The organism is Streptomyces sp. NPDC006512, from assembly GCF_040611935.1.
Lineage (GTDB): Bacteria > Actinomycetota > Actinomycetes > Streptomycetales > Streptomycetaceae > Streptomyces.
In genome coordinates, this window is the sequence record NZ_JBEXPG010000011.1 from 59,627 (window position 1) to 79,588 (window position 19,962).

Annotated in this window: 11 protein-coding genes; 9 read left to right on the plus strand and 2 right to left on the minus strand. The window is 72.2% G+C overall.

Going from position 1 to position 19,962, the window contains the following annotated elements; translation table 11 throughout:
* Positions 1 to 58: 58 nt before the first annotated feature.
* Complete coding sequence (locus ABZZ17_RS10750; RefSeq protein ID WP_356874248.1) at positions 59 to 1,519, plus strand: M1 family metallopeptidase; 1,461 nt, start codon at positions 59 to 61, stop codon at positions 1,517 to 1,519.
* Between the two features lie 212 nt (positions 1,520 to 1,731).
* Positions 1,732 to 3,237: a GTPase HflX gene (gene hflX / locus ABZZ17_RS10755; protein WP_356874250.1), complete on the plus strand. Its 1,506-nt coding sequence runs from the start codon at positions 1,732 to 1,734 to the stop codon at positions 3,235 to 3,237.
* A 195-nt stretch (positions 3,238 to 3,432) separates the two neighbouring features.
* On the opposite strand, the gene ABZZ17_RS10760 is transcribed toward hflX, so the two are convergent.
* Entirely contained in the window at positions 3,433 to 4,608 is a 1,176-nt protein-coding gene (locus ABZZ17_RS10760) for a hypothetical protein (protein ID WP_356874252.1), read from the minus strand.
* Between the two features lie 343 nt (positions 4,609 to 4,951).
* Here ABZZ17_RS10760 and ABZZ17_RS10765 point away from each other — a divergent pair, with 343 nt between their 5' ends.
* The 5 genes from ABZZ17_RS10765 (at position 4,952) to ABZZ17_RS10785 (ending at position 15,058) form a co-directional block, all read left to right on the plus strand.
* The gene (locus ABZZ17_RS10765; RefSeq protein WP_356874400.1) at positions 4,952 to 6,271 is read left to right on the plus strand and encodes a diaminobutyrate--2-oxoglutarate transaminase family protein; all 1,320 of its coding nucleotides are present in this window, start codon (positions 4,952 to 4,954) and stop codon (positions 6,269 to 6,271) included.
* A 2,312-nt stretch (positions 6,272 to 8,583) separates the two neighbouring features.
* Positions 8,584 to 10,380 (plus strand): IucA/IucC family protein, encoded by a 1,797-nt coding sequence (locus ABZZ17_RS10770; protein ID WP_356874402.1) that lies wholly within the window; start codon positions 8,584 to 8,586, stop codon positions 10,378 to 10,380.
* A gap of 31 nt (positions 10,381 to 10,411) precedes the next feature.
* Entirely contained in the window at positions 10,412 to 11,080 is a 669-nt protein-coding gene (locus tag ABZZ17_RS10775; protein WP_356874254.1) for a GNAT family N-acetyltransferase, read from the plus strand.
* A gap of 98 nt (positions 11,081 to 11,178) precedes the next feature.
* A complete protein-coding gene (locus ABZZ17_RS10780) occupies positions 11,179 to 13,035 on the plus strand; it encodes an IucA/IucC family siderophore biosynthesis protein (RefSeq protein WP_356874256.1) in 1,857 nt (618 codons plus the stop codon).
* 52 nt (positions 13,036 to 13,087) lie between these two features.
* Positions 13,088 to 15,058 carry an ATP-dependent DNA helicase gene (locus tag ABZZ17_RS10785; RefSeq protein WP_356874258.1) on the plus strand — a complete coding sequence of 657 codons (1,971 nt, stop codon included), beginning with the start codon at positions 13,088 to 13,090 and terminating at the stop codon, positions 15,056 to 15,058.
* A 68-nt stretch (positions 15,059 to 15,126) separates the two neighbouring features.
* Here the strand turns inward: ABZZ17_RS10785 and lexA are convergent, their stop codons facing one another.
* The gene (gene lexA, locus ABZZ17_RS10790) at positions 15,127 to 15,918 is read right to left on the minus strand and encodes a transcriptional repressor LexA (RefSeq protein WP_356874260.1); all 792 of its coding nucleotides are present in this window, start codon (positions 15,916 to 15,918) and stop codon (positions 15,127 to 15,129) included.
* Between the two features lie 491 nt (positions 15,919 to 16,409).
* Here lexA and nrdR point away from each other — a divergent pair, with 491 nt between their 5' ends.
* A complete protein-coding gene (gene nrdR, locus ABZZ17_RS10795) occupies positions 16,410 to 16,922 on the plus strand; it encodes a transcriptional regulator NrdR (RefSeq protein ID WP_356874404.1) in 513 nt (170 codons plus the stop codon).
* A gap of 135 nt (positions 16,923 to 17,057) precedes the next feature.
* Positions 17,058 to 19,949, plus strand: a complete 2,892-nt coding sequence (locus ABZZ17_RS10800; RefSeq protein WP_356874262.1) for a vitamin B12-dependent ribonucleotide reductase — start codon at positions 17,058 to 17,060, stop codon at positions 19,947 to 19,949.
* Positions 19,950 to 19,962: the final 13 nt, after the last annotated feature.

The following is a 19,962-nucleotide window of genomic DNA, read 5'->3' on the forward strand; positions in this document are numbered from 1 at the left end:
GGTGGTCGCGTCGCGCGTCGCGCGCGGGCCCGCGCCAGCCGCTGGTAAGCGGTGGTGGATGCAGCTCACCTCCCCGCGCCTGCGCGCCGCCCTGCTCGCCGCGGCCTCCCTCACCCTCGTCGCCGCCGTGCTGCCCCCGCCGAAGCCGCTGGGCATCGGCGACCGGCTGTTCCCGGAGCTCGGCAACCCCGGGTACGACGTCCTCTCCTACGACCTGTCCTTCACGTACAAGGACAATCGCAGCCCCCTGGACGCGGTCACCGTCATCGAAGCCCGGAGCCTGGAGCCGCTGGAGCGGATCAACCTCGACTTCACCCACGGCACGGTGGCGTCCGCCGAGGTCAACGGGGAACCGGCGCGGTTCGAGAGCGTCGGGGAGGACCTCGTACTGACGCCCGCGCACGCGGTCGCGGCGAGCGTTCCGCTGCGCATCACCGTCCGGCACACCAGCGACCCGCGCGGGCGCGCCGACGGCGGCTGGGTCCCCACCGAGGACGGCCTGGCCATGGCCAACCAGGCCGACGCCGCCCACCGCGTCTTCCCCTGCAACGACCACCCCGCCGACAAGGCCTGGTTCACGTTCCGGATCACCGCCCCGGCCGGCCTCACGGCCGTCGCCAACGGGGTTCCGGGAGCCCTCCCCGCCGCCCGGGCCGGCGGTGCCACGCAGTGGACGTACCGGACCCTGCACCCGATGGCCACCGAACTGGCCCAGGTCTCCGTCGGCCGGTCCGCCGTCGTCCACCGCACCGGTCCGCACGGGCTGCCGCTGCGCGACGTGGTGCCCGCCGTCGACCGGGAGAAGCTGGAGCCCTGGCTGAAGAAGACCCCCGGGCACGTCGCGTGGATGGAGGAGCGGGTCGGCCGCTACCCCTTCGAGAACTACGGGGTGCTGATCGCCCGGGCCGCCACCGGCTTCGAGCTGGAGACGCAGACCCTCTCCCTCTTCGAGCACGGGCTCTTCACGGGGGCGGGCTACCCCGAGTGGTACGTCGAGGCCGTCATGGTCCACGAGCTCGCCCACCAGTGGTTCGGCGACAGCGTGAGCCCGCGCACCTGGTCCGACCTGTGGCTCAACGAGGGCCACGCGACCTGGTACGAGGCCCTGTACGCGGACGGGCTGGGCAAGTACTCCCTGGAGCGGCGCATGCGCGAGGCGTACCAGCGCTCCGACCAGTGGCGGGCGGCGGGCGGCCCCCCGGCCGCACCGAAGGCCTCCGGGCCCGGCGAGAAGATCGGACTGTTCCGCCCGGTGGTCTACGACGGCGCCGCGCTGATCCTCTACGCGCTGCGGCAGGAGATCGGTACGGCGGCCTTCGACCGCGTCGAGCGCCGCTGGGTCGCCGAGCACAAGGACGGGGTGGCGGGCACGGCGGACTTCGTACGCCTGGCCTCGCAGGAAGCCGGACGGGACCTCGGGGCCTTCCTGGAGCCGTGGCTCTACGGGGCGAAGACCCCGCCCATGCCGGGGCACCCGGAATGGAGCGGCCCGGCATCGGCCGGCGGGAAAACGGTATGACGGGCGAGGAACGGGCATGTCACCATCGACGAGGCCGTCAGGGGACCCCTTCCCGGGGAATCACCGGACGGGGTGACGCGTTGCACGTGACAGTGTGATGTCACGCGCGGCGGTACCTTTGGCCATAACCGGGCCGGGCTTCGCCGGACAGGCCCCGGCAACCGGCTCCGGCCGCAGCCGGCGCGACGCATTCGAATCGACGTAAGGATCCAATGACCTCCTCTTCTTCCCCTTCCCAGGACCCGCGGGACGCGCAGAACGTGCGGGACCCGCAGAGCTTCACCGAGAGCCTTCGGGCCGATGCCCTGATGGAAGAGGACGTCGCCTGGAGCCACGAGATCGACGGAGAGCGGGACGGCGACCAGCTCGACCGCTCCGAGCGCGCGGCCCTGCGCCGCGTCGCCGGACTCTCCACCGAACTCGAGGACGTCACCGAGGTCGAGTACCGCCAGCTCCGTCTGGAGCGCGTGGTCCTCGTCGGTGTCTGGACCTCCGGCACGGTGCAGGACGCGGAGAACTCCCTCGCGGAGCTCGCCGCCCTCGCCGAGACGGCGGGCGCCCTCGTGCTCGACGGCGTGATGCAGCGCCGCGACAAGCCCGACCCGGCCACCTTCATCGGTTCCGGCAAGGCCCGCGAACTGCGCGACATCGTGCTGGAGAGCGGGGCCGACACCGTCGTCTGCGACGGCGAGCTCAGCCCCGGCCAGCTCATCGCCCTCGAAGACGTCGTCAAGGTCAAGGTCGTCGACCGCACCGCCCTGATCCTCGACATCTTCGCCCAGCACGCCAAGTCCCGAGAGGGCAAGGCGCAGGTCGCACTCGCGCAGATGCAGTACATGCTGCCGCGACTGCGCGGCTGGGGTCAGTCGCTGTCCCGGCAGATGGGTGGCGGCGGCGGTGGCGGCATGGCCACCCGAGGCCCCGGTGAAACCAAGATCGAAACGGACCGGCGCCGCATCCGCGAGAAGATGGCGAAGATGCGCCGGGAACTCGCCGAGATGAAGACCGGCCGCGACATCCAGCGGCAGGAACGACGCCGCAACAAGGTGCCCTCGGTCGCCATCGCCGGCTACACCAACGCCGGCAAGTCCTCGCTCCTCAACCGCCTCACCGGCGCGGGCGTCCTGGTGGAGAACGCACTGTTCGCCACCCTCGACCCGACCGTCCGCCGCGCCGAAACCCCGTCCGGCCGGGTCTACACCCTGGCCGACACGGTCGGCTTCGTCCGGCACCTGCCCCACCACCTCGTCGAGGCGTTCCGCTCCACGATGGAGGAGGTCGGCGACTCCGACCTCATCCTGCACATCGTGGACGGCTCGCACCCGGCGCCGGAGGAGCAGCTGGCGGCGGTCCGCGAGGTCATCCGCGAGGTCGGCGCCGTCAACGTGCCCGAGATCGTCGTGATCAACAAGGCGGACGCGGCCGACCCGCTCGTCCTGCAGCGCCTGCTGCGCATCGAGCGGCACTCCATCGCCGTCTCGGCCCGCACCGGGATGGGCATCGAGGAACTCCTCGCGCTCATCGACGCCGAGCTGCCCCGGCCCGAGGTCGAGATCGAGGCCCTGGTGCCGTACACCCGCGGCTCGCTCATCGCCAAGGCGCACGCCGAGGGCGAGGTCATCTCCGAGGAGCACACCCCGGAGGGCACCCTGCTCAAGGCCCGCGTCCATCAGGAACTGGCCGCCGACCTGGCGCCGTACGTTCCCGCCAAGCGGTAACGGAGCGCACGCACGACGGAGGGCCCCCGCTTCCGCGGGGGCCCTCCGTCGTGTCCGCCGTCCGTACGGCGGCTCCGTCCGGCCGGGCCGCGCGCTCCGGCGCCCGGCCCGGCCGTCCTGCTTTGCAGTACGTCCTACTTTGAAGCCGGCCTGTTGCAGCCGTCCTGCTTGAGGGCCGTCCTGCTTGAGGCCGTCCTACTTGAACTTGCCGCTCACCGCGTCGAAGATCCCCTTGGCCTCAGGTCCCAGCCGCGGACCCGCCAGCCAGCCGGCCTTGGCCGGACCGATCGAGGTGTTCGACACCAGCGCCGGCTTGCCGTCGCTGCCCGCGGCGATCCAGCCACCGCCCGAGGAACCACCCGTCATCGTGCAGCCGATCCGGTACATCACCGGGTCCGCCGCCTTCAGCGACAGACGCCCCGGCTTGTCCGCGCACTGGAACGCCTTCTGCCCGTCGAACGGAGCCGCCGCCGGGTAACCCGTCGCCGTGATGCTCGCGACCTTCGGCACCGCGGGAGCCGCGAACTCCACCGGCAGCGCCGTACCGACCGTCTCCTCCAGCGACTTGCCGCCGCCCTTCTCCGGCGTCACGTGCAGCACCGCGAAGTCGTACGGGGCACCCGCACCGCCCGTCGGACCGCCCGTCGCGATCCACTGGTCCGAGGTCTGCGCCCAGTCGCTCCACCACACGCCGTACGGAGCCACCTGCTCGCGCGGCGCGCCCTTGAGCTCGGCCGCCGGCTTGCCCGCGTTGTTGTAGGACGGCACGAAGGCGATGTTGCGGTACCAGCCGCCGGCCTTGCCCGCGTGCACACAGTGGCCCGCGGTCCAGACCATGTTGGACTTGCCCGGGTGGGCGGGGTCCTTCACCACGGTCGCCGAGCACACCATCGAACCCTCGGGTCCGTCGAAGAAGACCTTCCCCGACGCCGGAACGGTCGAGTGGTACGGCACCGCCGCCGGCTTGGCCGTCACCGGCGCCGGGGTCGGGTCCGTGACGCCCTGGTCCTTGCCGGCGTCCGGATCCACGGCGGGACGCTGCGGCTGCTCCGCGTCACGCATCCGGTCCGGGTCCCACAGCCCCTCGATGATCGGGTTGATGTAGTCGCCCGCCTCGCGGAGCCAGTCCTCCTTCTTCCAGTTCTTCCACTCACCCCCCTTCCACTTCTCCAGGTCGAAGCCGTGCTCCTTGAGCTTGTCCTTGAGCTCGTCCGGGATCTTGATCCCGTCCGTGGCGCCGGACGGAAGGTTCCCGGCGACGGTCGGCTTGGCGTCGCCGCCGGCCTCACCGTCACCGGGTCCGCAGGCCGCGGCGGTCAGCGCGAGCGCGGCCGCGCACAGGATCGCGGTGACCGGTCGGTTCGGTCGCATGTCGTCAGTCCCCCTGGAGTTTCGAGGTGTTGAAGCGGAGTCGAACGGGTGCCGTGCAGCCCCCCACTATGCCGCCGCCCCTAGGGACGGCCGTTGCCGGGTCCGCGGTTCCTCCCTGCCGCCGGGCGCCCGCCCGCCTCACGCCCGCGCTTCCGCCGTCCCGGACTTGTCCGATCGCGGCCAAGGATCTTCCGTCCACCCGTGATCCGTCGCCCCCACCGTCGTTGGTACGTACGGGGGATGGTGCGACAGCGTTCATGTTCGAGACGCAATCCGGAAGGGAAACCGTGCGGGAGGACCGACAGTCGTGGCCTTGACCGAGCCGGCCGCAGCAGCGGCCCCCGTGCCGACCCAGGGAAACAGGGGCCCCGTCGTCGCGGAAGGCATCCTCCGCAGACAAGCCCTCAGGGAATCCGCCGCCCGTACGTACGCGCGCTCCCTGCCCATCGTCCCGGTGCGCGCCCGCGGACTCACCATCGAGGGCGCCGACGGGCGGCGCTACCTCGACTGCCTCTCCGGCGCGGGCACCCTCGCCCTCGGGCACAACCACCCCGTCGTCCTCGAAGCCATCCGCGGCGTCCTCGACTCCGGGGCACCGCTGCACGTCCTCGACCTGGCGACCCCGGTCAAGGACGCCTTCACCACCGAGCTCTTCGCGAACCTGCCGGCCGGGCTGGCCGCCGACGCCCGCATCCAGTTCTGCGGCCCCGCCGGGACCGACGCCGTGGAAGCGGCGCTGAAACTGGTCCGCGCCGCCACCGGCCGCACCGGGCTGCTCGCCTTCACCGGGGCCTACCACGGCATGACCGCCGGATCCCTGGACGCCTCCGGGCACGCCACCGACGTACGGGTGACCCGGCTGCCCTTCCCGCAGGACCACCGCTGCCCCTTCGGCGTCGGCGGCCCCGAGGGCGAACGGATCGCCGCCCACTGGACCGAGTACCTCCTCGACGACCCCAAGGGCGGGGTTCCCGCCCCCGCCGGCATGATCGTCGAGCCCGTCCAGGGGGAGGGCGGGGTCCACCCGGCCCCGGACGCCTGGCTGCGCCGGATGCGGGAGATCACCGCGGCCCGGGGCATCCCGCTGATCGCCGACGAGGTCCAGACCGGGGTGGGCCGCACCGGGGCCTACTGGGGCGTCGACCACGCCGGAGTGGTCCCCGACGTGATGGTCCTGTCCAAGGCCATCGGCGGGAGCCTGCCGCTCGCCGTCATCGTCTACCGGGCCGAACTGGACGTCTGGGCGCCCGGCGCCCACGCCGGTACCTTCCGGGGCAACCAGCTGGCCATGGCCGCGGGCACCGCCACCCTGGCATACGTCCGCCGCAACGGCCTCGCCGAACGCGCGGCCGTCCTGGGCGCACGGATGCTGACCGCGCTGCGCGGACTCGCCGACGACCAGCCCTGCGTCGGGGACGTCCGGGGGCGCGGGCTGATGATCGGCGTCGAACTCGTCGACCCCGAAACGGGAGCCGCCGCCCCCGACCTCGCCGCCGCCGTCCGCCAGGCGTGCCTGGACCGCGGCCTGATCGTCGAACTCGGCGGCCGCCACTCCAGCGTCGTCCGCCTGCTGCCCCCGCTGACCCTGACCGACGAGCAGGCGACGGCCGTCCTGGACCGCCTGGCCGACGCCGTCCCCGCCGCGGCCCGCCGGCCCCACTGACCCGCACGCGAAGGACCCCGATGCCCGACCCGTCCCCCTCCCTCCCCACCCCCCACCCCCCTCACCCCGAATCCCCGCCCCAGCCAACAACCCCGCCCTCGACGTCGCCCCGGCTCCCCGCGGAGCCCCCGACCCCGATGCGCACCCCGCTCCATTCGGAGGCCCCGGCCCCGATGTCGACCCCGCTCCGCGCCGAGTCCCCGGCCCCGGTGCGGACCCCGCTCCACTCGGAGCCCCTGGGCCCGACGTCGACCCGGCTCCCTGCGGAGTCCCCGGCCCCGACACCGCCCCCGCTCCATTCGGAGGCCCCGGCCCCAATGCGCACCCCGCTCCATTCGGAGGCTCCGGCCCCGATGTCGACCCCGCTTTCCGCAGAGTCCCGGGTCCCGACGTCGGCCCCGGCTCAGGCGGAGGGCCCGGCGCCGATGCGCACCCCGCTCCACTCGGAGGCCCTGGGCCCGACGTCGACCCCGCTCCGCGCCGAGGCCCCGGCCCCGATGTCGACCCCGCTCTCCGCGGAGTCCCGGGTCCCGACGTCGACCCCGGCTCAGGCAGAGGGCCCGGCGCCGATGCGCGCCTCGTCGTACTCGGACGTCCGGGTCCCGGGGTCCGGGCCTCTCCACCCGGAGTCCCCGGGCTCGACGCGAACCCCGCTTCACCCAGAGGCCCCCGTCCCGGTGTCCACCCTGCTCCCCGCGGAGCCCCGGGTCCCGACGCGCACCCCGGCTCAGGCAGAGGGCCCCGTGCCGACGCGCTCCCCGTCGTACGCGGACGTCCCGGTGCGGGGGTCCGCGCCGCTGCACTCGGAGGCTTCGGCCCCGGGGCCCGGGCCGCAGGACTCGGATGCTCCGGTCCCGGCGTCCGGCCCGCTCCAGCCGGAGGACCTGGTCCCGGCGTCCGTCCCGCTGCACTTGGAGGTTCCGGACCCCATGTCCGCCCCGCTGCGATCGGACGCTCCGGACCCGATGCCCGCCCCGCCCCACGCGGTGGACCGGGCTTCGGCGCAGGCCCCGCTCCGTTCCAGGGAACCCGGCCCGTCGCACGCCCGGGCCACGGCACGAACCCACCCGGAGGGAGCCGGACGGACGGACACCGCCAGGGTTTCCCGCGAGGAGGCCCTGCCAGGCCCTGAGGCCCCGCACGAGCGCCCCCCGCTCGCCCCCGCCGCCGCCCCGTCCCTCAACGCCCGGCCCCAGCCGACCGCATCCACCCCACAGGCTGCCTCCCAGCGGCCCGCGCCTGCGGCCGGGGGGACCTCACAGGTCGCGCCCCCCACGGTATGGGCTCCATCGGCAGGGGCTCCATCGGCCGCGAGCCTGTCCGCCGAGCCCCCGCAGGCCGGAATCCGGCGGGCCGAACCATCTTCTGAGGGGGCCCCATTCGCAGGACCCCAGCCGGTCGAGCCGCCCCTGGCGGGGACCCCACAGATCGCAACCCCGGCGGCAGGGACGCAATCCGGCGGGATCCTGTCCACCGGGTCCCCGCAGGCCGCATCCCATCCGGCCGGACCTCCTTGGGCTGAGTTCCCGTCTGCCGGGTCCCCGTCGGCCGGACCTTCACATGCGGGGGCCTTGCCTACCGGGGCCTTGTCCGCCGGGACCCAGGGAGCTGTTACCGCACCAGTCGGGGATCCGTCCGGACTGGAGCCATCCGCACGAACCTCGCAGGCCGGGGCGCCGTCGGCCGGAGCCCCGCAGGCCCGGAGCTCGTCGGCCGGGACTCCAGAGGCGGAGGTCTCGTCCGCCGACACCCTGTTGACAGGCACCCCAGGCGACGGCATCCCGTCGACCGGGACCTCGTCGGCCAGCCCCCAGTCGACCGGCACCCCGTCGGCCAGCCCCCCGTCGGTCGGGATTCCGGCGGCCGGGGTGACGGCAGCGGGGACTCTGCCGTCCGCGGGTACTCCGCAGGCGGAGTACCCCCAGGCGGAGAACCCACCGGCCGGGACCCTCACGGCAGGCGCCCCGTGGGCCGGGCCGCCCGGGCCGTCGCCCGTGGGTACCCCATGGGCGGGCGCGACGCCGCCGCTTCCGGCGCACCCTGCCGGGGACGCCTCGCCGGACGGGGACACGTGGGCCCGCCCGACGTCGCCGCCGTTGTCACCGTCCCCGGCGCCCGCACCCCCTGCGGGGAGCGTCCCGTCGGCAGGGGCCGGCTCCTACTCGGCGGAGCCCACGGGTGCCGCCCCCCACACCGAACCCCTCGCAGCACGCGGCGAGGCGATCACCCCCGCCACGCCCACGCCCACCCAGACCCCCGCCACGCCCACTCCTGCCCCGGAACCGGCCCGCACGGTCGGCGTGCCGAGGCAGATGGACGGCGTCCTCCGGCACCGGGTCGGCCGGCACGGCCCGGTCGGGCCCGAACCGGCGGCGCTGCCCGACCTGTTGGACCACGCCGCCCCCGCCATCGCCGCCGAGGCCGCGACGGTGGAGAACCTCCTGCGGTGCTGGGTCCGCGAGAGCGGCATCGGCCGCCCCGACGGCCCCGCCGGCACCCTGCTCCGCATCCCCCTTCCCGCGTCCGGCGCCACCCTGCTCGTCCCCGTCCGGTACTGGTCCCCGGCGGGCTGGCACCGCTTCGCCCCCGCCCGGATCGAGGGCGCTCCCACGACCGCCCCCGCCCTGGACGCCGTCACCCTCGCCGCCCTGATCGCCCGGGAGGGCACCGGCCGCGCCGGCGTCGATCTGGTCGGCCGGGTCGCCGACTCGGTACGCCGCACCACCGAGTTCATCGCCGACCGGCGCCAACGCCCCACCGCCCCCACCCCCATCGGTGGAGACCGCTTCCTCACCGCCGAGCAGTCCCTCCTCCTCGGTCACCCCCTCCAGCCGGACCCGAAGAGCCGCGAAGGACTCTCAGAGGCCGACGTACGCCGCTACTCACCCGAACTCCACGGCTCCTTCCCCCTGCACTGGTTCGCCCTCGCACCCACCGTCCTCGCCACCGACTCCGCCTGGACCGAACGCGGCCGCCCGGTCTCCGCCGCCCGGCTCCTCGGCCGCCTCGCCCCGGACCTCCCGCTGCCCTCCGGAACCACCCCCCTGCCCCTGCACCCCTGGCAGGCCCACGACCTGCTCCAGCGCCCGACCGTCGCCGCCCTCCGCGACGCCGGACTCCTCACCGACCTCGGCCCGCACGGCGCACCCTGGTACCCCACCTCCTCCGTCCGGACCGTCCACCGCCCCGGCGCCCCCGCGATGCTCAAGCTCTCCCTGGGCCTGCGCATCACCAACTCCCGCCGCGAGAACCTCCGCAAGGAACTCCACCGCGGTGTCGAAGTCCACCGGCTGCTGCGCACCGGCCTCGCCGAGCACTGGCAAGCCGCCCACCCGCGCTTCGACATCGTCCGCGACCCGGCCTGGGTCGCCGTCGACGCCCCGGACGGCACCCCCGTCCCAGGACTCGACGTCCTCCTGCGCCACAACCCCTTCCGTCCCGACGACGACGCCGTCTGCATCGCCGCGCTCACCGCTCCCCGCCCGTGGCCCGGCCGGACCACCATGCGTTCCCGGCTCTCCGAAATCGTCACCGGGCTCGCCACCGCCACCGGACGCTCCACCTCCGCCGTATCCGCCGAGTGGTTCCTGCGCTACCTCGACCACGTCGTCCTGCCGGTCCTCGCCTTCGACGCGCTCGCCGGCATCGCCCTCGAAGCGCATCAGCAGAACACCCTGGTGCTCCTCGACCCGGCCGGCTGGCCGGTGGGCGGCCGCTTCCGCGACAACCAGGGCTACTACTTCCGCGACTCCCGCCGTGCGGAGCTGGAACAACGGCTCCCCGGCATCGGCGGTACCAGCGACACCTTCGTGGCCGACGCCGTCACCGACGAACGCTTCGCCTACTACCTCGGCATCAACAACGTGCTCGGCCTCATCGGGGCCTTCGGGTCCCAGCGGCTCGCCGACGAACGCGTCCTCCTCGCCGCGTTCCGCCGCTTCCTCGGCAAGGCGGCGCACCTCGGCCCGCTCCCTTCCCAGCTGCTCGACTCACCCACCCTCCGCTGCAAGGCCAACCTGCTCACCCGCCTGGGCGGCCTCGACGAGCTCGTCGGCCCCGTGGACACCCAGTCCGTCTACGTCACCATCACCAACCCCCTCCACGACTGACGTGCTCCCCACCGACCCGGAGAAGAGCCCGATGCCCTCCACCGACACCCCCGCCGGTTCCCTCGTCGTACAGACCCCGCCCGCCGGCCGCCGGCTCGCCGTCGAACTGCTGCCCCTGCTCGCCGAGGCCGAACTCCTCGACTCTCCGGCCGGCTGGGGCGCCGTCGCCACCCGGGCCGGCGCCTTCCGCCTCGAAACCGTGCGCCCGGGGCGGGACCTGGAACTCCTCACGAGCTGGATGAACGACCCCGAGGTGGCGGACTACTGGGAGCTCGCCGGACCCTCCACCGTGACCGCCGCGCACCTGCGGGCACAACTCGACGGCGACGGCCGCAGCACCCCCTGCATCGGCCTCCTCGACGGCACGCCGATGAGCTACTGGGAGATCTACCGGGCCGATCTCGACCCGGTGGCCCGCCACTACGCGGCGCACCCCCACGACACGGGTATCCACCTGCTCATCGGAGACGGCGCGAACCGCGGCCGGGGTCTGGGCACCACCTTGCTGCGCACGGTCGCCGACCTCGTCCTCGACAACCGTCCCCGGTGCACACGCGTCATCGCCGAACCCGCCATCACCAACACCCCCTCCGTATCGGCCTTCCTGACCGCCGGCTTCCGCTACGCCGCGGAAATCGACCTCCCCGACAAGCGCGCCGCCCTGATGATCCGGGACCGAGCGCTGCGCAATCTCCTCTGACAGCCGCCCCGCGGTCCCCGACCACTTCCGTCCAGCAACGCCTCTCCCTTCGAAAACTCTGCGCGACGCAGCAAAGTTCCCGATCATCGAGGAGTCCCGTGCCGATTTTTCCCGCCGCCCCCGACTCCGCGGAGCCCGCCCTGCCGCCCTCGCCCGAGCACCCCCGCACCCCACCCGAACTCAACCGTCCGACCTGGGACTTCGCGTCCAGGCGGCTGCTGGCGAAGATGCTCGGCGAGTTCGCGTACGAGGAGATCGTCAGCCCCCTCCCGGCCCCCGCGTCCGCCGGCGACGCCTGGTCGCTGACCCTCGACGACGGCAGCAGCCTCGGCTTCCGCGCCCGCCGCCGCGCCTACGGCAGCTGGCAGGTCACCCCGGACACCATCACCCTCACCCCGCCGCCCCCCTCCCGGCAGCCGCCCGTCGCCTTCGGGGACCCGTACGCGTTCCTGGTCCGCGCCCGCACCCACCTGCGCCTCGACGGCTCCACCCTCGGGCACCTGATCCGCGAGCTCAGCGCCACCCTCGCCGCCGACGCCCGCCTCGACCACCACGCGCTCACCGCCGACGTCCTCGCCGACCTCGACTACGCCGCGCTCGAAGGCCACCAGACCGGCCACCCCTGGCTCGTCCTCAACAAGGGCCGTGTCGGATGGTCCGCGTCCGACGCCGCCGCCTGGGCCCCCGAGGCCCGCACCCCACAGCGCCTGCCGTGGCTCGCCGCCCGCACCTCCCTCGCCGAGTACCGCGGGACCGCCGGCCTCGAAGACCCCGCGCGCCTCTACTCGGCCGAACTCGACCCCGTCACCCGGGCCGCCTTCGACCAGGTCCTGCGCGACCGGGGACTCGACCCGCTCCACTACCTCTACCTTCCGGTCCACCCCTGGCAGTGGGACGAGGTCGTGCTCCCGCTCTTCGCCCCGGCCCTCGCCTCGGACCTCCTCGTCCCGCTGCCCGCGGACCCCGACGTACGGCTCCCGCAGCAGTCGATCCGCACCTTCCTCAACATCACCCACCCCGACCGCCACAGCGTGAAACTCCCGCTGTCCGTCTTCAACACCATGGTCTGGCGCGGCCTCCCCAACGACCTCACCCTCGCTGCCCCCGCCGTCACCGCCTGGATCCACTCGCTCCGCGACGCCGACCCCTTCCTCCGCGACGAATGCCGCGTGGTCCTGCTCGGCGAGGTCGCCTCCGTCACCGTCCGCCACCCCGTCTACGACCAGCTCCCCGAGGTTCCCTACCAGTACAAGGAACTCCTCGGGGCGATCTGGCGCGAGCCCTTGACCGGCCGCCTCGCCCCCGGCGAGCGCGCCCGCACCCTGGCCTCGCTCCTCCACACCGACCCGCGCGGCCGCTCCTTCACCGCCGAGCTCGTCGCCCGCTCCGGCCTCACCCCCAAGGCCTGGCTGCAACGGCTCTTCGCCACCCTCCTGCCCCCGCTCCTGCACTTCCTGTACCGCTACGGAACCGTCTTCTCCCCGCACGGCGAGAACACGATCGTGATCTTCGACGAGCACGACGTGCCCGTCCGCCTCGCGGTCAAGGACTTCGTGGACGACATCAACATCAGCAGCGCACCCCTCCCCGAGCACGCCTCCCTGCCCGACGAGGTCCGCGGCGCCCTGCTCACCGAGCCGCCGGCCTTCCTCACCCAGTTCATCCACTCCGGGCTGTTCATCGGCGTCTTCCGCTACCTGGCGGCGATCTGCGAAGACAGGCTCGCCGTCCCCGAGGGTGACTTCTGGTCCCTCGTACGGGCGGAAATCCTCCGCCACCAGGCACGCTTCCCCGAGGACAAGGACCGCCACGAACAGTTCGACCTGCTCACCGAGCGGATCGACCGACTCTGCCTCAACCGGAACCGGCTGCACGAGGACGGCTACCGAGACCGCCCGGACCGGCCGCACGCGGTCAGCCACGGCACTGTGCCCAACCCCCTGTACCGCCCGTGATCCCCGATCGATGCGGCCGCTGTCGGTGGCGCCCCGTAGGGTTGGCAGTGCTATGACGAAGCCCTCCCTCCCCGACCTGCTGCACGCCGCCGTCACCGCCGTCGGCGGCACGGAGCGCCCCGGCCAGGTGGCCATGGCCGAAGCCGTCGCCGAAGCGATTGACGACAATTCCCACCGGCTGATCCAGGCCGGCACCGGCACCGGCAAGTCCCTCGGCTACCTGGTGCCGGCCCTCGCGCACGGCGAGCGCGTGGTCGTGGCGACGGCGACGCTGGCACTCCAGCGCCAGCTCGTCGAGCGTGACCTGCCGCGCACCGTGGAGGCGCTGCACCCGCAGCTGCGCCGCCGCCCGCAGTTCGCCATGCTCAAGGGCCGGTCCAACTACCTCTGTCTGCACCGCCTGCACGAAGGCGCCCCGCAGGACGAGGAAGAGGGCCTCTTCGACCAGTTCGAGGCGGCCGCCCCCACGAGCAAGCTCGGCAAGGACCTGATCCGCCTGCGCGACTGGGCGGACGAGACCGAGACCGGTGACCGCGACGACCTCACCCCGGGCGTCTCCGACAAGGCCTGGAGTCAGATCTCGGTCTCCTCCCGGGAGTGCCTGGGCGCGACCAAATGCGCCTACGGGGCCGAATGCTTCGCGGAGGCGGCCCGCGAGCGGGCCAAACTCGCCGACGTGGTCGTCACCAACCACGCGCTGCTCGCCATCGACGCCATCGAGGGCGCGCCGGTGCTCCCGCAGCACGAGGTGCTGATCGTCGACGAGGCCCACGAACTGGTCTCCCGCGTCACCGGCGTCGCCACCGGCGAGCTCACCCCCGGCCAGGTGAACCGGGCCGTGAAGCGCGCGGCCAAGCTGGTCGACGAGAAGAGCGCCGATTCGCTCCAGACTGCGTCCGAGTCCTTCGAGCGGGTCATGGAGCTGGCGCTCCCCGGCCGCCTGGAGGAGGTCCCCGAGGACCTCGGCTACGCGCTGATGGCCCTGCGGGACGCCGCGCGCAACGTGATCTCCGCGATCGGCGCCACCCGGGACAAGTCCGTCCACGACGAGGACGCCGTCCGCAAGCAGGCCCTGGCCGCCGTGGAGAGCGTGCACACGGTGGCGGAGCGGATCATGACCGGGTCCGAGTACGACGTCGTCTGGTACGAACGCCACGACCGCTTCGGCGCCACCCTGCGCGTCGCCCCGCTCTCCGTGTCGGGGCTGCTGCGCGAGAAGCTCTTCGAGGACCGCTCGGTGGTCCTCACCTCGGCGACCCTCAAGCTGGGCGGCGACTTCAACGGGGTCGCTGCCTCACTCGGCCTCGCCGCGGAAGGAGTCGAAGGGGAGGGCGTACCGGTCTGGCAGGGCCTGGACGTCGGCTCCCCGTTCGACTACCCCAAGCAGGGCATCCTCTACGTCGCCAAGCACCTGGCCACGCCGGGCCGGGAAGGCACCCGCGGCGACATGATGGACGAGCTCGCCGAACTGATCGAGGCGGCCGGCGGTCGCACCCTCGGCCTCTTCTCCTCCATGCGGGGCGCGAAGGCGGCCGCCGAGGAACTGCGGGGCCGGCTCGACAACCCGATCCTGCTCCAGGGCGAGGAGACCCTCGGCGAGCTGATCAAGACCTTCGCGGCCGACCCGAAGACCTGCCTGTTCGGGACGCTGTCCCTCTGGCAGGGCGTGGACGTGCCCGGACCCAGCTGCCAGCTCGTGATCATGGACCGGATCCCCTTCCCGCGCCCCGACGACCCGCTGATGAGCGCGCGACAGAAGTCGGTCGAGGAGCACGGAGGCAACGGATTCATGGCCGTCGCCGCCACGCACGCGGCGCTGCTGATGGCCCAGGGCGCCGGCCGGCTCGTCCGCGCCTCAGGCGACCGGGGTGTCGTCGCCGTACTGGACCCCCGGCTGGCCACGGCCCGCTACGGGACCTTCCTGCGGGCCACGCTGCCCGACTTCTGGTACACCACGGACCGCAACCAGGTCCGCCGCTCCCTGGCGGCGATCGACGCCACGGCTCAGGCCGACGGCAAGTAGGGCCCGGGACACACAACAGCTCCGGGACCGGCGCAGTGGGTCCCGGAGCTGGCTGAGGGGCGGCGGGGTCAGACCCGGCGCAGGACGGCGACGACCTTGCCGAGGATCGTGGCCTCGTCACCGGGAATGGGCTGGTAGGCGGCGTTGTGGGGGAGCAGCCACACGTGGCCGTCCTCCCGCTTAAAGCGCTTGACGGTGGCTTCGCCGTCCAGCATCGCGGCGACGATGTCGCCGTTCTCCGCGACGGGCTGACGACGGACGGTAACCCAGTCGCCGTCGCAGATGGCCGCCTCGATCATGGAGTCGCCCACGACCTTGAGGACGAAGAGCTCGCCGTCTCCCACCAGCTGGCGGGGGAGCGGGAAGACGTCCTCGACCGACTCCTCGGCGAGGATCGGGCCGCCGGCCGCGATCCGGCCTACCAGGGGAACGTAGGACGCGGCGGGCTTGCCGGTGGTGTCGGTGGGCTGCGAGCTGGGCTGGTCCGAGCCCCGTACCTCGTAGGCCCGGGGCCGGTGCGGGTCGCGGCGCAGGAAGCCCTTGCGCTCCAGGGCCATCAGCTGGTGCGCCACCGACGAGGTGCTGGAGAGGCCGACCGCCTGGCCGATCTCGCGCATCGACGGCGGGTAACCGCGGCGCTGCACCGAGTCCCGGATGACCTCGATGACCCTCCGCTGCCGGTCCGTGAGCCCGGAGCTGTCGGCGCGGATGCCTGGAGGCCGCCCTGGCAGCGAGCGTGCGGGGCGCGCGGGCTCCGCCTCCGGGTTCAGGCTTGCGTCGTTCATGGCATGCACCGGCTCGAGTCGGCTCTGGGAGCGGTTCTGGGCAGTGATGGTGGCACTGTCTGCGGTGGTGGTCACGTCGGCCCCTCTCGAAATGTTCTCCCTAGCTGGACAACGGTAGTTGCTTTCGAAAGGTTGCGCCAAACACACGTTCGAGTGAAAAATCGAGGATCGTCCACCTGGGTTAGATCGACGGGTGTATAGCCGGACCGGAGCGGGGCCTCCTCGGCCGTGCGGACCGAACGCGGGTTCGGCTCCGCCTCCCCTCCTTACGGTACCGTTTCCGGTGCGGCCGCGGCCGGGTGGGTCGAGGCCCAGTGTGGCACCGGAAAGGCCCGTATCCGCCTGCCGGACACCGCGACACGCGGAGCGGTGTAAATCCATCCCAACCCAAGATCTAGTGGTTGGATGAGCGCTGCCACCCAGAAGTTGTGGTCCCCGGGTCGGTCAGGGTCTCCGGCATCGCATATGCTTGTGGCTGCTTCACGAGCCCCCGGCAGAGACCCGTCCCTGTCGTTCAGGGGCTCCGTGGGGTGATTCAGTCGTGCCAGATGAAGGGTGAGGGAACCATGCACTGCCCCTTCTGCAGGCACCCCGACAGCCGGGTCGTGGACAGCCGCACCACGGACGACGGAACGTCGATCCGCAGGCGCCGTCAGTGCCCCGACTGCTCCCGTCGCTTCACGACGGTGGAGACGGCCTCGCTGATGGTGATCAAGCGCAGCGGGGTCACCGAACCCTTCAGCCGTACCAAGGTCATCTCTGGCGTCCGCAAGGCGTGCCAGGGGCGACCGGTCACCGAGGACGCCCTCGCCAAGCTCGGCCAGCGGGTCGAGGAGGCGGTGCGCGCCACCGGCAGCGCCGAGCTGACCACCCACGACGTGGGTCTGGCCATACTCGGCCCCTTGCAGGAGCTCGACCTCGTCGCGTACCTGCGGTTCGCATCCGTTTACCGAGCGTTCGACACCCTTGAAGACTTCGAGGCCGCCATCGCGGAACTCCGCGAGCCCCGGCCTCCCCACGAGTGCGAGCCCGGAGGGACCCCCCCGGTCGTCCCCGTGCCCGCCTCCGCCGCCGACTGACCGGACAGGCCGCACCTCGGCGCGGCCCGGCCGGCCGGCTGGGCGAGATTCGTAGATACAAGACACACAGCACCGTGCCCGCGGAATAACGCTGGCACTTTAGGGCGTTTTTGCCCGCATATGGGAGGAAGCGGCATGACTGAGACGGCGAGCGGCTCGGCGCGAGGTTCCCGCACCAAGGGGACCAAGGCTGCCAAGAGCGGCCTGCGTATCGAGCGCATCCACACCACCCCGGGCGTGCACCCGTACGACGAGGTGAGCTGGGAGCTCCGTGACGTCGTCATGACCAACTGGCGCGACGGCTCGGTGAACTTCGAGCAGCGTGGCGTCGAGTTCCCCGACTTCTGGTCGGTGAACGCGGTCAACATCGTCACCAGCAAGTACTTCCGCGGCGCGGTCGGCACCCCGCAGCGCGAGACCGGTCTGAAGCAGCTCATCGACCGGATCGTGAAGACCTACACGAAGGCCGGCGAGGACCACGACTACTTCGCCTCTCCCGCCGATGCGGAGATCTTCGAGCACGAGCTGACGTACGCGCTCCTGCACCAGATCTTCAGCTTCAACTCGCCGGTCTGGTTCAACGTCGGCACGCCCCAGCCGCAGCAGGTCTCCGCCTGCTTCATCCTCGCCGTCGACGACTCCATGGAGTCGATCCTCGACTGGTACAAGGAAGAGGGCATGATCTTCAAGGGCGGCTCCGGCGCCGGCCTGAACCTCTCCCGCATCCGCTCCTCCAAGGAGCTCCTCTCCTCCGGCGGCAACGCCTCCGGCCCCGTCTCCTTCATGCGCGGTGCCGACGCATCCGCAGGAACGATCAAGTCGGGCGGCGCCACCCGCCGCGCGGCCAAGATGGTCGTCCTGGACGTGGACCACCCGGACGTCGAGGACTTCATCGCCACCAAGGTGAAGGAAGAGGAGAAGATCCGCGCCCTGCGCGACGCGGGCTTCGACATGGACCTGGGCGGCGACGACATCACGTCCGTCCAGTACCAGAACGCCAACAACTCCGTCCGCGTGAACGACGAGTTCATGACGGCCGTCGAGAACGGCACCGAGTTCGGCCTGCGCGCCCGCATGACCGGCGAGGTCATCGAGAAGGTCGACGCCAAGGCGCTCTTCCGCAAGCTCGCCGAGGCCGCGTGGGCCTGCGCCGACCCGGGCATCCAGTACGACGGTGTGATCAACAACTGGCACACCTGCCCCGAGTCCGGCCGCATCACCGCGTCCAACCCGTGCAGCGAGTACATGCACCTGGACAACACGTCCTGCAACCTCGCCTCGCTGAACCTGATGAAGTTCCTGAACGACGACGGCAAGGGCAACCAGTCCTTCGACGCCGAGCGCTTCGCCAAGGTCGTCGAGCTCGTCATCACCGCGATGGACATCTCCATCTGCTTCGCGGACTTCCCGACGCAGAAGATCGGCGAGAACACCCGCGCCTTCCGCCAGCTCGGCATCGGCTACGCCAACCTCGGCGCCCTGCTGATGGCGACCGGCCACGCGTACGACTCGGACGGCGGCCGCACCCTCGCCGCCTCGATCACCTCGCTGATGACCGGTACCGCGTACAAGCGCTCCGCCGAGCTGGCCGCCATCGTCGGCCCGTACGACGGCTACGCCCGCAACGCCGACTCGCACAAGCGCGTCATGAAGCAGCACGCCGACGCCAACGCCGTCGCGCCCCGCACCGAGGACCTCGACAACGTCATCTGGGCCGCGGCGACCGAGGCCTGGCAGGACGTCCTGCGCCTCGGCGAGAAGAACGGCTTCCGCAACTCCCAGGCCTCCGTCCTCGCGCCGACCGGCACCATCGGTCTCGCGATGTCATGCGACACCACCGGTGTCGAGCCGGACCTGGCCCTGGTCAAGTTCAAGAAGCTCGTCGGCGGCGGCTCGATGCAGATCGTCAACGGCACCGTCCCGCAGGCCCTGCGCCGCATGGGATACCAGGAAGAGCAGATCGAGGCGATCGTCTCCCACATCGCCGAGCACGGTGTGGTCGTCGACGCCCCGGGCCTGAAGCCCGAGCACTACTCGGTGTTCGACTGCGCCATGGGCGAGCGTTCCATCTCGGCGATGGGTCACGTGCGCATGATGGCCGCGATCCAGCCCTGGATCTCCGGCGCGATCTCGAAGACGGTCAACATGCCGGAGACGGCGACCGTCGAGGAGATCGAGGAGATCTACTTCGAGGCGTGGAAGCTGGGCGTCAAGGCGCTCGCGATCTACCGCGACAACTGCAAGGTCGGCCAGCCCCTCTCCGCGAAGAAGAAGGAAGAGGAGAAGGCCGAGGTCACCGAGAAGGCCGAGGAGACCATCCGCGCGGCGGTCGAGAAGGTCATCGAGTACCGCCCCGTCCGCAAGCGCCTGCCGAAGGGCCGCCCGGGCATCACCACCTCCTTCACCGTCGGTGGCGCCGAGGGCTACATGACGGCGAACTCCTACCCGGACGACGGTCTGGGCGAGGTCTTCCTGAAGATGTCCAAGCAGGGTTCCACCCTCGCGGGCATGATGGACGCCTTCTCCATCGCCGTCTCGGTGGGTCTGCAGTACGGCGTCCCGCTGGAGACGTACGTCGCGAAGTTCACGAACATGCGCTTCGAGCCGGCCGGCATGACGGACGACCCGGACGTGCGGATGGCGCAGTCGATCGTCGACTACATCTTCCGCCGCGTGGCGCTCGACTTCCTGCCGTTCGAGACCCGCTCCGCCCTCGGCATCCACTCCGCCGAGGAGCGTCAGCGCCACCTCGACACCGGCTCCTACGAGCCGCTCGACGACGAGCAGCTGGACACCGAGACGCTCGCCCAGTCGGCGCCGGTCGCGGCCGTTCCGGCAGCCCCGAAGCCGGTGGCGGTCGCCCCGGTCCCGGCTCCGAAGACGGCGCACAGCAACGCCGAACTGGTCGAGATGCAGCTCGGCGTCTCCGCCGACGCCCCGCTCTGCTTCTCCTGCGGTACGAAGATGCAGCGCGCCGGCTCCTGCTACATCTGCGAGGGCTGCGGCTCGACCAGCGGTTGCAGCTGACGTACGACGCCGG

Excerpts from the sequence above, each read along its gene's own strand:
- ABZZ17_RS10750 (WP_356874248.1), top strand. The coding sequence starts at position 59 with ATGCAGCTCACCTCCCCGCGCCTGCGCGCCGCCCTGCTCGCCGCGGCC.
- hflX (WP_356874250.1), top strand. The coding sequence starts at position 1,732 with ATGACCTCCTCTTCTTCCCCTTCCCAGGACCCGCGGGACGCGCAGAAC.
- ABZZ17_RS10760 (WP_356874252.1), bottom strand. The coding sequence starts at position 4,608 with ATGCGACCGAACCGACCGGTCACCGCGATCCTGTGCGCGGCCGCGCTC.
- ABZZ17_RS10770 (WP_356874402.1), top strand. The coding sequence starts at position 8,584 with ATGGACGGCGTCCTCCGGCACCGGGTCGGCCGGCACGGCCCGGTCGGG.
- ABZZ17_RS10775 (WP_356874254.1), top strand. The coding sequence starts at position 10,412 with ATGCCCTCCACCGACACCCCCGCCGGTTCCCTCGTCGTACAGACCCCG.
- ABZZ17_RS10785 (WP_356874258.1), top strand. The coding sequence starts at position 13,088 with ATGACGAAGCCCTCCCTCCCCGACCTGCTGCACGCCGCCGTCACCGCC.
- nrdR (WP_356874404.1), top strand. The coding sequence starts at position 16,410 with ATGCACTGCCCCTTCTGCAGGCACCCCGACAGCCGGGTCGTGGACAGC.
- ABZZ17_RS10800 (WP_356874262.1), top strand. The coding sequence starts at position 17,058 with ATGACTGAGACGGCGAGCGGCTCGGCGCGAGGTTCCCGCACCAAGGGG.